Annotated in this window: 11 protein-coding genes; 7 read left to right on the forward strand and 4 right to left on the reverse strand. The window is 65.8% G+C overall.

The genetic code is table 11. The annotated features are described in order from the left end of the window. Nucleotides 1–3 precede the first annotated feature (3 nt). The 3 genes from ACQP2U_RS32805 to ACQP2U_RS32815 all read left to right on the forward strand — a co-directional run bounded on the left by ACQP2U_RS32805 (nucleotide 4) and on the right by ACQP2U_RS32815 (nucleotide 4,229). Nucleotides 4–1,053, forward strand: coding sequence for a 3-oxoacyl-ACP synthase III family protein (locus tag ACQP2U_RS32805; RefSeq protein ID WP_433711003.1), 1,050 nt, complete (start codon nucleotides 4–6; stop codon nucleotides 1,051–1,053). A 3-nt stretch (nucleotides 1,054–1,056) separates the two neighbouring features. After that, on the forward strand, nucleotides 1,057–1,968 hold the full coding sequence (locus tag ACQP2U_RS32810; protein WP_433711005.1) for a hypothetical protein: 912 nt from the start codon (nucleotides 1,057–1,059) through the stop codon (nucleotides 1,966–1,968). Between the two features lie 221 nt (nucleotides 1,969–2,189). After that, nucleotides 2,190–4,229, forward strand: coding sequence for a LuxR C-terminal-related transcriptional regulator (locus ACQP2U_RS32815; RefSeq protein ID WP_433711006.1), 2,040 nt, complete (start codon nucleotides 2,190–2,192; stop codon nucleotides 4,227–4,229). Nucleotides 4,230–4,233: 4 nt separating this feature from the next. Here ACQP2U_RS32815 and ACQP2U_RS32820 read toward each other — a convergent pair whose 3' ends face one another. Together ACQP2U_RS32820 and ACQP2U_RS32825 are read right to left on the reverse strand one after the other, a co-directional pair. After that, on the reverse strand, nucleotides 4,234–5,535 hold the full coding sequence (locus ACQP2U_RS32820) for an MFS transporter (RefSeq protein ID WP_433711007.1): 1,302 nt from the start codon (nucleotides 5,533–5,535) through the stop codon (nucleotides 4,234–4,236). Beyond that, nucleotides 5,483–6,730 carry an ATP-grasp domain-containing protein gene (locus ACQP2U_RS32825; protein WP_433711008.1) on the reverse strand — a complete coding sequence of 416 codons (1,248 nt, stop codon included), beginning with the start codon at nucleotides 6,728–6,730 and terminating at the stop codon, nucleotides 5,483–5,485. Before ACQP2U_RS32825 ends, ACQP2U_RS32820 begins: the two co-directional genes overlap by 53 nt. Before the next feature lie 272 nt (nucleotides 6,731–7,002). On the opposite strand from ACQP2U_RS32825, the gene ACQP2U_RS32830 reads away from it, so the two are divergent. After that, a complete protein-coding gene (locus tag ACQP2U_RS32830; RefSeq protein WP_433711009.1) occupies nucleotides 7,003–8,034 on the forward strand; it encodes a DUF4389 domain-containing protein in 1,032 nt (343 codons plus the stop codon). 4 nt (nucleotides 8,035–8,038) lie between these two features. On the opposite strand, the gene ACQP2U_RS32835 is transcribed toward ACQP2U_RS32830, so the two are convergent. Continuing rightward, a complete protein-coding gene (locus ACQP2U_RS32835; protein WP_433711011.1) occupies nucleotides 8,039–8,992 on the reverse strand; it encodes a DNA polymerase domain-containing protein in 954 nt (317 codons plus the stop codon). 164 nt (nucleotides 8,993–9,156) lie between these two features. Next, nucleotides 9,157–10,497: an MFS transporter gene (locus tag ACQP2U_RS32840; protein WP_433711012.1), complete on the reverse strand. Its 1,341-nt coding sequence runs from the start codon at nucleotides 10,495–10,497 to the stop codon at nucleotides 9,157–9,159. A gap of 129 nt (nucleotides 10,498–10,626) precedes the next feature. Here ACQP2U_RS32840 and ACQP2U_RS32845 point away from each other — a divergent pair, with 129 nt between their 5' ends. From ACQP2U_RS32845 to ACQP2U_RS32855, 3 genes are all read left to right on the forward strand, one after another. After that, complete coding sequence (locus tag ACQP2U_RS32845) at nucleotides 10,627–11,508, forward strand: LysR family transcriptional regulator (protein WP_433711013.1); 882 nt, start codon at nucleotides 10,627–10,629, stop codon at nucleotides 11,506–11,508. A 104-nt stretch (nucleotides 11,509–11,612) separates the two neighbouring features. Continuing rightward, the gene (locus ACQP2U_RS32850) at nucleotides 11,613–12,143 is read left to right on the forward strand and encodes a phenolic acid decarboxylase (RefSeq protein ID WP_433711014.1); all 531 of its coding nucleotides are present in this window, start codon (nucleotides 11,613–11,615) and stop codon (nucleotides 12,141–12,143) included. A gap of 261 nt (nucleotides 12,144–12,404) precedes the next feature. Then, nucleotides 12,405–12,881 carry a hypothetical protein gene (locus ACQP2U_RS32855; RefSeq protein WP_433711015.1) on the forward strand — a complete coding sequence of 159 codons (477 nt, stop codon included), beginning with the start codon at nucleotides 12,405–12,407 and terminating at the stop codon, nucleotides 12,879–12,881. The last annotated feature ends 1 nt before the right edge of the window (nucleotide 12,882 follow it).

The following is a 12,882-nucleotide window of genomic DNA, read 5'->3' on the forward strand; positions in this document are numbered from 1 at the left end:
GTAATGCTGCGCACGCGTTTCGAGTCCATCGGCTCGTACACACCATCCACCGTCCGTTCCACCGAGGAGATCATCGCCGGACTCGCGGTACCGAGATCCCTTGATCTGGAACGGATTACCGGTATCAAGCATCGGCGGGTCTACGACTCCAGTGACGAGGGCTACGAATCCTCCTTCGATCTGGCACTGCGCGCCATCGAGGACTGCTTGGCGCACTCCGATTACGCCCCCGATGACATCGATGTGGTCGTCTCGGCCTCCATTACCCGCACCCGAGGTAAGGAGATCTTCTGCTACGCACCGTCTTTCGCGGTGATGCTGGGCAAGCAGATCGGCACGACGAAGGCCAGGCACTTCGATGTGTCGAATGCTTGCGCGGGCATGATGACCGGGGTGCTGGTGCTGGATCGGATGATCAAGGCCGGTGTGGTGCGCAATGGGCTGGTGGTCAGTGGCGAACAGATCACCCCGATCGCCGAAACGGCGGCGCGCGAGATCAACAAGCCATACGATCCGCAGTTCGCGGCGCTGACCGTCGGCGATGCGGCGGTCGCGGTGATGCTCGACGACCGCGGTGACGATGACGACGAAATCCACTACGTCGAACTGATGACCTCCGCCGACGGCGCCGAACACTGCATCGGCATGCCCAGCGACCAGGCCCCCGGAATCGCGCTCTACACCGATAACCGCGCGATGCAGAACGAGGGCCGCTATCTGCAGGCCATCAACCGCATGTCCACCTTCCTCGAGGAGACCGGGCGCACCTGGGAGAGCGAGAAGTTCGACTACTGGATCCACCACCAGTTCAGCGCACCCGCCATCGAGTACATCTCGCACCTCACCGAACGCCACTTCGGCACCCCGATGCCGCAGGCCCTGAATGTGTTGCACGACTTCGGCAATACCGCGTCGACCTCGCACTTCGTCGTCCTGCACGAACACCTGGCGCAGCAGAAGATCCCCAAAGGTTCCAAGGTGCTGATGATTCCGGAGGCATCCGGCATCGTCTCCGGACACCTCGCCGCCACCATCTCCCGTCTGGAGGCCTGACCCATGCCGACCACCATCCTCGCGGCCGCGATCAATGCCGATCTCGATACCGGCAGCTATTTCGAACTGGCGACCCGCGCGGCCACCTCCTGCCTCGAACAGGCAGGCGTCGCCCCGGAGCAGGTCGGAATGCTGATCAATGCCGGAGTCTTCCGCGATCAGAACATCTGTGAACCCGCGGTATCGGCGCTGATCCAGAAGCGCATCGGCATCGGCCTCGAATACACGCCCGGCCGGGTGCCCGCATTCTCCTTCGATCTGATGAACGGCGGGACGGGTCTACTACACGCGATCGCGACCGCCGAATGTTTTCTGGTCAGCGGCGAAGTGTCGTATGCGCTGCTGGTCGCCGGTGATACCCATCCGTCGACCGAACGTCATGTCGAGGGTTTCCCCTATAGCACCAGCGCCGCCGCGATCCTGCTCGCAACATCGAGCACCACCGGCGGATTCGGTGCGTTGCACACCACCGATACCGCGGGGCCCGCCGATCCGACCGCCTGGGTAGCGATGAGCGAGGTGGGCGCGAACGGCCGCTCGGCCATGAGCACCAAGGCCGGCGCCGACGATCCGGTCGAATTGGCCATGGTTGCCGTGCGCGATTGCCTGACCGCCGACGGATTGGACGTCGACGATTTCGCCGAGGGTCGCGCGGTGCTACTCGCACCGACCTGGACCCTCGCCTTCCGTGCCCGTCTGGCATCGGCGCTCGGGTTCACGCCGGAAGCGATCGTCGGGGTCGATCCTTCGGTGGACAATCCGTACTCCGCGGCTCCGGTGCACGCGTATGTGAGCGCGCGCGACAGCGGCGCCCTCGCCGCGGCACGCACGGTGCTGTTCCTGGCCGCCGATGACACCTCGGCCGCCTGTCTGGCCTACCACCAGCACGTACTCGCGCACGCCGGGAGTCAATGATACGAAAGGCATTGAAGCACCTCATATTACGTAGGTGTCATCAGTTGTCGTGACAGGATCGGGCGGGCGAATTAACCTGGGTTCACCGGCTGGATCATCGGGCGCGTGGACGCGTCCTTCCCGCTGCGACGATGCCGCATCCTCAGTGCACCCGAGCTGCTCGTTTTCGATGGTGCTCTCCCACAGTCGGGCTCACCACCTCGACGAAGGGCCTTGCGAGTATGTGTCAGCCTGTCCCGCCCCACAGCGACCACCCGGCGCACCGCGACCACTGGGCCGACTTCGCCAAATCCCGGGTCGGTCAGGCCATGGCCGTACTCGGCGCCGCGAGCACGGTCGGCCTGGTCGCCGAACTGCTGGAGGTGGACGAGGTCGCGGTGCGGGCCGTCGTTCGACAACTCGCCGAAACCGCGCGCTTCGAACATGCGCAGGTCGGTGCGCGGATTCTGCGCAATACCCCCGACGAGGTCCGGCGGCAATTGCACAGCCGGGCCGCGGAACTGCTGCACCATCGGGGTTTTCCGGCGAGCACCGTCGCCGACCATTTGGTCGACGCCGGTGCCGCCGGGTACCCGTGGGCGGTCGAGGTACTGCGCACCGCCGCCGAGGATGCGATAACCAATGACCAGATCGAACCCGCGGTCGATCGGTTGGAGTTGGCCTATCGCGCCACCCGGGATGCGGGCGAGCGGGCCACCATCGCGATCCGGCTGGTTTGCCTGGAATGGCGGATCAACCCGTCGACCCGTTCGCGCCAGTTCACCCGATTGAAGGCCGCGCTGCGCGCGGGCCGGGTACCGCATGATGAGTTGCCCGCCGCCGTCATGTATCTGCTCTGGCACGGCCAGGTGCAGCAGGCCGATTACGCACTCGGTCGGCTCAACAGCGGTAAGCCCGATGCGGCGACGCCGGAGATCGACTTCTTGCGCGCCTGGTTGCGATACTCCTATCCCCCACACGTCCAACGTCATCCGCGACTGTTCGCGGCCCCGGCCCGGCCGCCCAAGGTGCGCGCCGACCAACATTCACCGCATCGCCACGGCGCGGATTTGCTCACCGGCCTATTCACCCATCCGCTCGACGAGATCGCCACGCTCGCGCAGCGATTGCTCACCAGTCACCGCCTCACCTCGACCACCATCGAAACCCTGGTCGCGGCCGTGCGATGTCTCATCTACAGCAATCGGCTCGATACCGCGGCTGCCTGGTGCGAATCGCTGCTCGCCGAGGCCGATGCCCGCCGCGCCCCGACCTGGCAGTCGATCTTCGCTGGACTGCGCGCGGAAACCATGCTGCGCAAGGGCAATATTCACGGGGCGATCAGTGATGCGGCGCTGGCGCTGAATTACGTGCCCGCCGAACACCTCGGACTCTGGATCGGCACGCCGATCGCCGCGATGGTGCACGCACTGACGATCGCCGGTCGGCATGCCGAGGCCGCAGCCCAACTCGAAAGGCCGGTGCCCCGAACGATTTTCGAATCTCGCTTCGGACTGCCGTATCTGCAAGCACAGGGCCACCATCAACTCGCGGTCGGCCGCGCCGACGAAGCATTGCGCAGTTTCCGCCGCTGCGGCTATCTCATGAACTGCTGGAATATGGACTTCCCCTGGCTGGTGCCGTGGCGCAATGACATTGCGGCCGCGCATCTCGCAGTCGGCGAGTATCGACAGGCACAGGAATTCGCGGCCAGACATCTGGAGCTGCTCGGGGCCGCCGACCGGCACCGCTCCGGTGGCGTCGCACTCCGGCTGCTCGCCACCGCCGGCGATCGCTATCAGGCCTTCCGCTTCCTTCGTGAGTCCGCCGCGATCGCCCGCACCGGCGGTGACGATGTCGAATTGGCCACAGCCCTGGGCGAACTCGGCAAGGCACACCGTGCTGTCGGCGACCACGAGCGATCCCGCACGCTGATCCGCGATGCGGCGCGCATCGCCGAAACCTGCGGCGCAGAGGTGCTGTTGCGTGATCTGCTCGACGGCAAACCCCACACCGCGACGCAGCCGACCCAACCGATGCCCGCACTGCGCCGGATTCCGGGCGAGCTAGCGACGTTGAGTCCCGCCGAGCGACGGGTGGCGGAGTTAGCGGCCAGCGGCAAGGCCAATCGCGAAATCGCAGCCGAACTCGCCATCACCACCAGCACCGTCGAACAACATCTCACCCGCGTCTATCGAAAACTCGGGGTGGCTCGGCGCAGTGAGCTGTACTTCGTCCTATCGATCGGTCCGGCTGATACCGCGGTCTCGGCCACCGGGTAGCGGCCTACGATGCCGCCACGAGTGTGTGCCCGTCTCGCCGGGACTCCGCCTTGGCGACGATTACCGGCGCGAGCAGACCGGCGGCGAGCAGGATCAGCCCCGCGACATACCAGCCCGCGACCCCGATGCCGATGCACAACCACGTCAGCAAGGCCGGGCCGAGCGCATCGGCCAACCGCAGTCCGGTGCCGAATACCCCGAGGTATTCACCGATGGCCTCCGGTGGCGCCAAGGCATTGGATACCTCGAAACCGCCTGCCGTCTGCCACAATTCACCGACGCTCAAAACCGCCGCACCGCTGGCGAGGGTGAGCACAGCGAGCCAGCCCGACTGGCCTTCTGCCGCCGCCAGCACAATGCAGGCCAGCAGGAAGGCCCATCCGGCGCGTCGGAGCGCGGCACCGCCCGCGCGAGCGGTCGCGACGTTGCGGCTCGCGCGGACCTGGAAGAACACCACGATGACGATATTGAGCATGTCGATCGCCGCGATCGACCAGCGCGGAGCCGTCGTCGCACCGATGATCCACAGCGGAATCGCGACCGACTGAATCCGGTACTGCAGCGACAACACCCCATCCAATACGGTGAGCGCCAGATACGGCCGATCACGCAATACCGCCCAGCGTTGTCCGCCCGCTCCGGGTTCCAGCGCAACCGGCCCCAATGCGGGTAGCCGCCCGACCAGTAGCGCGGCCCCGGCGACGCAGCCAGCACCGATGACAATGGCCGCATGATAGAAATTCGCCGAATCCCACTGCACGGCAACCGCGGAAAGGCCGATGCCGATGGCTATGCCCACATTCAGAATCGAGCGGATGTAGGCCCGGAATTCGTTGGCCCGTTCGGTGACGACGCGGTTGATGATTGTCGAGATCATCAGCTGCACACAGGTCTGTGCGGCGGCCGTGGCCGGTATGACGACCAGATACCAGGCGAATTCACCGACGGTGAGGAAGCCGAGGGTGCCACAGGCCGCGAAGATCAGACTGACCCGCAGCACACCAAGCGGACCGCGTCGATCCGACAACTTCCCGGCCAGTATCGAGACGACGATGGATACGGCCCCCGCGACGCTGAGGCCGATACCGACCCGCATCGGCGAAATGTGCACGATTCGCGTGAAATAGAGGACAACGGTGGACAGATAGATCCCGCTGAAAACGGCGGAGGCCGCGGTGATCAGCGTCAGTACGCGCTGTGGGCCGACCGGCGGCAGGGCAGCGAAGAACCGGGACACGATCCGATCCCGCGATTCAGGCGACAGCGGGGTCGACGGCCGGGTCGACGGCCGGATCGTAAGCCACACAATCCATCCGGAACCCCGCCGCAGTGCGTCGCAAGGAGTCGATGACCTCCACCGTCGAGTTGCCCCGGAAGCGGAAGGCGGCACCGATTTCGGCATAGCCGAACGTCTGAGTGATGGTCGTGCCCGGCTCCGGGACCGAGACATGGTATGGCGCATGCTGCTGCGGGACGTGCAGCTGGACGTCCACCACGGTGCACGGTGGGGTCACCTGCGGATGGATCAGCAACTCACCGACCACGGATGCATCGGTCAGTGGGTCGGCAGCCGGAATTCGGCCCAGTTGGATATCGACCGCCGCACCGAGCAGGTCGTAGCCGTGCACTTCCCGCCACATATGGGTGGTTTCGCCACCCGTGGCCCGCGCGGCCACTTCGAGGAACTGGATACGCGGTGCGGCGCCGTCGCGACCGAGGAAGAATTCGAGGTGGAAAACCGTCGGCACGTCGGCGCTCAGCGCGCCCAGCACAGCCTCGACGAAGTTCGTCAGCGCCGCCAGCAATTCCGGCTCGTCGAGCTCTACGTAACCGAGAGTTGTGCCGCCATTGGCGAATTCGAGACAGTTGCCGAGATATTGCGAGGCCCGCCACGGACCGAGTGCGCTGCCGGTCCACACGCCGTCGACGGCGCCGACCTCATCCGGGCAGAAACTTTGTACCAGAAAGGGTTCCGCGCTCAGGTCGGGCAGTGTCGCGCAGTCATCGATGGAATTGAGCCGGATAACGTCCTTGCTTCCGGCACCGAGACGGGGTTTGACGATGAGCGGAAAGCCGTGCACCGCAGCGAAATCGGTGATCGACTCGATATCGCCGACATGGGTGAAGGCCGGTGTCGGCACCCCAGCGGTGGCGACAATCGCACCCATCACCAATTTGTCGCGAAACGGGAGAACATAGTCCGGACTGTCACCCGCGATACCGAACTCCCGCCGCAATCGAGCCGCAGTCAGCAAATCGAATTCATGCAGCGCGACAATACGGTCCGGCGTACCGAATCGAGCCGCCAACATGTGCACGGCCTCGGCCGCGTTGTCCATATCCTCGAGTAATTCGACGGCGGCGGCCGCATGCCTCGGTATTCCGTCGATCAGATCCCTCGCGCAAACGTAGGTGACGGCATTGGCATTGTGGTCGATACGCTCGAGGTAGGGGACGTCGACGCCGCGCACTCGATGAATCACGGTCACATGTGGGGGCACTGGTTCCTCCGCTGACAACTATCTCACCAGATCCACTGAGGACCCGTACCGTCAGGAGTGGATCGTTCTCTCCGACAACGGAATTGTGCGCCGCGCCCGCCGGTGGCGCCTGTTCGGAGACGGCTATTTAGAATCCCTTAACAGAACGCTCGAGTTCGCCGCGGGCGGCGCGGTTACCGAGCTATCGGCAACCCACGGGCTACATTCGATCTCACTCATCCGAGTTCTGGACAATTCCGCTGGCCGAAGGAAGTGAGTGGATCGCCGTGGTAATGAGCGAGGGATCACCGACCAGTCGCGAAGCATTGGTCGAACTGGATGTCTTTCCGCCGGAGCAACACCGCCGCTGGACCGTTCTGCTGCGGCTGCTATTGGCCATACCCCAGCTGATTGTGCTCTGGTTCCTGAGCGTCGCCGCCTTCGTGGTGATCGTCTGCGGCTGGTTCGCCGCGCTGGTGCTCGGCCGATTGCCCGAGTGGTGCGGTGAATTCCTGCGCGGATATTACGGCTACACCGTGCGGGTGCACGGCTATGTCATGTTGCTGGTCGACGACTACCCGCCGTTCGCCTGGCACGCACCGGACTATCCGATCCGCCTGCTGTTCCCCGCGCCCACGCCGTTGAACCGACTCGCGGTGCTGTTCCGGCTCATCCTGGCCTTCCCGATCCTGGTGCTGTCGGGATGGTTCACCACCGGGTGGGGGATCATCTCGTTCATTCTGTGGCTGATCGTCCTGATCACCGGACGGATGCCGCATGCGATCTTCGAGGCCACTTCGGCGGTGCTGCGCACCGAAATGCGAGTGTCCGCCTACGCGTACCTGCTGACCCCGACATACCTGAAAGGCGTTTTCGGCGATAGGCAGGCGCCCCCACCCGGTCCGGTATATATCGGATCGCCGAGCGGTCCGATGGGTGGAGCCGGTCGGGTGACAGGTGGGCCGGAAGCTGCGCAGTCGCCGACCCGCCCGCTTGTGCTCTCCGGCGGCGGCCGGGCGCTGCTGATCGTCATGCTCATCGTCGGCATTCTCGGCAGCTTCGGCGAAACCTCCATGGGCTGGAGCGATGATGACGATAGGGATGCGATCTCCGGTTCACAGCTCGCCCGGTCGGTCGCCATCGACTTCACCGACCAGACCGGGCACACCCCGCAGCACGTTCATTGCCCCGATTCCCTCGACGCCGATATCGGCGCGACAGAGGTCTGCACGGTGACAGATAACGGGATGGAGTTCCGGGCCCTGGTGACTGTCGACGCGATCACCGACGGGGCGGCACACTTCCGCACCGTCATCGATCACTGAAAAGCTAACTCTGCCTGCGGGCTCGGGCCCGGCGCTTGCCCTCGTGCATCGCCTGGACCCGGGCCACCGGGATGGTATGGCCCTCCTCGATGAGATCGGCGGGCAAGGCCTGCGGCGCGGGCATCTCCTGCGCCCACGGATCCTGATCACCCAACTGCTTCGGTGCGGTGCGTACAGTGAAATCCCCCGGGCTGATGTCGGCGAGCTGGGCCCATTCGATCGGGAAGGACACCGGTACCCCCGGACGCACGCGCGGACTGTAGGCCGCGACCACCGTCGCACCGCCTGCGCGCGTCGAATCGAGAAACACCTTCCCCGCCCGGTCCTCACGGATGAATGCGGTGGTGGCCAGATCCGGGTCGATCCGTTCGGCCCTCGCCGCGATCGCCCGGGTGGCGGCGGCGACATCCTCGATCGGGATGCGCGGCTGGATCGGTACGAAGATGTGCACGCCCTTTGCACCGCTGGTTTTCACCGCGCCAGCGAGTCCGTCATCGGACAGCGCCTGCTTGATCAACTCGGCGGCCAGTACGACCTGCCGAAAGTCGCCGCCCTCGGGCGGATCGAGATCCAGGATCAGGTGGGTCGGCCCCGCGGTGTGGTCGGCAAGCAGCAGCGTCGGGTGATATTCGACCGCGCGCTGATTGCCGAACCACACCAGCGTGCGCACGTCATCACAGAGGGCGTAGGTCACTTGGCGTTTGGACGTCTCGGCCCACACTGTCACCCGGCGCACCCACTCCGGTGTGTACTTCGGCAGATTCTTCTGCATGAACGGTTCCTGGCCCGGCCGGATGCGCACCACCGAAAGCGGACGGTCACGCAATTGCCCGACCAGCCGATCACCGACGAATTCGAGATAGTCGATCAAATCACGCTTCGTCGCCTCGGCGCCATCGAACAGCGGTGCGTCGAGATTGGTCAGCTCGACACCCGCACGAACCTCTTCCGCGCTCATCGGGCAACCATGCCCCGCCGAACCGCGCACGGTCAACCTTCGATGCTCGCGGGTCGCCAACCGTCCGCTCGCGAGGCTTGCGGCTGCGCGTCGCGAACGCCGATTCGGCGTCCGAGCCAGGGCAGACAACGAGTCGTTCGCCGGCCCGATTCGCCTCGCCAACATCAGGATTCGGCGGCGCGGGGGTAGCCGAAGACGATGAAGGCGAGTGCGCAGGCGGCCGCTGAGGTCAGCAAGGACCAGCCGATGCCTGGGGTGACGAGTGCGCCCATGATTGCGACGCCGAGGGTCGCGCCGACTTGGCGGACGGCGTTGAGCAGGCCGCCTACCGCGCCCGCAGCACCCGGTGGTGCCACATTGACAATGGCGGTGACCAGCGCTGGAAGGGCGAAGGCGACACCGAATCCCGACAGCAGCAGGCCGACCGCCAGGACCGGATAGGCGAGCCCCGCGAATACCGCCGCGGCAAGCACCACACCGCCCGCGCTCAGCAGGGCGAGTCCGGTCAGGATCGGGCGACGCGGTCCGACACGGGCCACGAGTTTGCCCGCGAGCGGCGGGATGATCGCGAACGGTACGGTCAGCGGGAGGAAAGCGAGCCCGGTCTGCAGTGGATTCAGCTGTCGCTGCAGCAGCAATGGCAGGACGAACAATGCCCCGGTGAGCGCGAAATTCACCGCGGCACCTACCAGCAACCCCGCCCGCACCCGGCCCGTGCGCAACAGGTCGCGATTCAATACCGGTGCGGCACTGCGTCGTTCGAGAAATGCGAAAATACCTACCGTGAGTACCGCGCCGCCGAGCGAGCACGCCGTATGCTCCCACGACTGCGCGCCCGCCGCGATCAACGTGTCCGTGCACAGCGCCAGCGCGACGGCCGCGGTCGACTGCGCCGCCCAGTCGATGCGGCGATCACCGCGCCCGCAGGTCACCGCGGATCCCATACTCAGCCCCAACACGACCACCGCGATCGGGACGTTGACCAGGAATATCGACCGCCAACCGGCCAGCCCGACCAGTGCGCCACCAACGATCGGCCCGGCCGCGACCGCCGCGCCACTGATCGCCGCCCACGTCGAAATCGCCCGTGCGCGTCGACCCGGATCCGGGTACAGCTGGGTGATCATCGCCATTGATGCCGGCACGCATGCCGCCGCCGTGACGCCCAACAGCACCCGTAACGCGACCAGCACCCACAGATTCGGGGCGAATGCGCTCAGCAGCGAGATCAACCCGAAAGCCGCTGTGCCGAAGCGGAATACCCGATGTGCACCATGGCGATCGGCGACCGCGCCCGCCGAGAGCAGGAGTGCGGCGAAGGCGACGGTATAGCCGGTGGTCGCCCATTGCAGTCCGGCGACCGAGGTGTGCAGGGACGCCGCTAGATCCGGCTCGGCGACCGAAAGCACCGTCATATCCAACAGCACCATGAAGTATCCGAGTGATATCCCCAGCAATGCCCTGGTTGATGCGGACGTACTCGCCCGCGATTGCAGAATGCTCATCCGGTTGCGACAGCTCCTCGGCTCGGTGATGACGCGATCGACTCTTCTCGAACGGGCACGTCGGCTCTACCGGCCGAGGCGCATACCGCATTCGGAATATCCGAATGCTGCGGCGCTGTTGGCCAGGCCATGGAGTTACGTCAGCTGCGGACCTTCGAGGCCGTTGTGCGCCACCGCACAGTTACCGACGCCGCGGTCGCGCTCGAGCTCGCGCCGTCATCGGTGTCCCAGCAGATCCGCACGCTCGAAACCGCACTCGGGGTGACACTTTTCGTACGCGATCCCAAGGGCATGCGGCTCACCCCCGCGGGTCAGCGGCTGACCGGATGGGCGCGGCGACTACTCGAACAGGCCGAACAGGCAACGCGCGACGTAAGGCAGGAACGGCCCGTCCTGCGACTCGGCGCGTTGGAAACCCTCGCAGGTGCCTATGTGCCGCAGGTGCTGGCGCGGCTGGCCGAACGACGGCCCGATATCGAGGTCGAGGTGCGCTCGGATCGAGCCCGCGACGGACTGCTCGCCGACGTGGTCTGCGGCGACCTCGATGCGGCATTGCTGCTTGATTCCGGTGGCGCCGTGGGTGATCTGGGTTTCCCGGCTCCCGCCGAACCGCTGGCGTTCCTCGACCTGGATCCGGTGCCGCTGGCCCTGGTAGCCGCGCCGACGCATCCGCTGACAGCGCGGTCCGGCTTGACGCCCGCCGACCTCATCGATGAACGGCTGCTCGTCAATGTGCCCGAATGCTCGTTCTGGATGGCCGGCGAGAAGGCACTCGGCTCGGGTCCGCGGCGCATCAAGGCCGGTGCGGTTCCGGTCATGCGGGCCTGGACCGAACACGGACTCGGCATATCCCTGCTGCCGGAATTCGCGGTCGCCGACGGCCTCGCGCACGGCACGCTGGTCCGCTTGGACTTTCCGATGCCCGAGCTGAGTCTGCGGCTGGTGTGGCGGGCCGATCAGGAATCGCTGCCCGGGATGCGCGAGGTCCTCTACGCGGCCGCGCGGCCCTGATTTCGGCGTTCCCCGCAAACCGGCCGCAATACCCGCGCCACTGGTTAGGCTGACATAGAAGACGCAGGTCCCGACATCGGAGGTCGACCGAGAGGAGTCAGGCGATGAGCGCGCAGCGGTTGGCGACCACGCACATGGCGCTACACGGCGATCTGACCGGCATTGTCGGCAAACACCTCATCTACGCCTACGAGAACGGCTGGAAATACGAGTTGTACGTGCGCGATGAGCAGACGATCGAATCGCGAAGTCTGATGGGGCCGATGTTCGGGCGCTGGGCCAAGAATCAGGCGGCGAAACTGGTCCAGCTAAGCGACGATATGTACAAAATCGCCTGGGTGGAGGCGACCGGAACCACCACCGTGCTCATCGTCTGGCTCGGCGACCGTCGGGTGCACACCACGATCTCCTACCCGCAATGGATGCTCGACTATCCCGACTGCACCCTCACCTGCTACGAGGAGAATCTCGACGCGATCATCGCCGAGCGCGACCGGGGACCGACCTATCCATTGACCCTGGTCTCCGCATCCGGACGCATTACCTTCCTGGAATCCCGGGATCTCGACGACGACACCGTGATCGACTGTCCGCCGCACAAACTACCGCCGTGGTACGCCACGCGCACCAACTGAGTGCGTCAGGCGAGGTACACCGGAAATACGGCCAGGTCGAAGTCGTGGGCATCGCTGCTGCGCACCGCGATATCGCGGTGCGCAGCACCGCGATATCGCGAAACCTCCAGTCATCAAGCGGTTTCGGTTTTCCGAACGAGCGGAATCACCCGATAGGAGGAGGGGACATCTCATTGCGGAGGTTGGTCGACGCTCGGCGTCCGACATCGGGCTGATTCGCCCGCAATCGGGTGGGTACCGCTGTGTCGAGGAGGTAAGCGCATGACTCGTCCCGTGCCACCGAATCCGAGCCCCATCCCGCCGATGCCGATCCCAGAGCCGGTACCACCGACACCGATCCCGGATCCGGTACCACCGAAACCCGGCCCCGAACCGGTGCCCGAGCCCGAACCGCATCCGGGGCCGGAACCGATCCCAGGTCCGGCACCACAACCGATTCCACCGAAGCCTGGTCCGGACTCGGTGCCCGGTCCTGAGCCGGTACCCGGCCCCTCACCGGATCCGGCACCGCCCGTGCCCGGTCCTGAGCCAGTGCCCGGCCCCTCACCGGATCCGATACCGCCCGTGCCCGGTCCCGTACCGCACCCCGAGCCGGTACCACCGCCGGCCCCCGGCCCGACGCCGGAGCCGCCGATGCCCGATCCACGGCCGAGTCCGGATCCGATGCGACCGCCCCCGATCCCGAATCCCGGCGGTCCGGTCGATCCGATGGATCCGGCGCTGCCGGAGCCGCGGTAGC

This window comes from Nocardia sp. CA-084685, from assembly GCF_050955785.1.
Lineage (GTDB): Bacteria > Actinomycetota > Actinomycetes > Mycobacteriales > Mycobacteriaceae > Nocardia.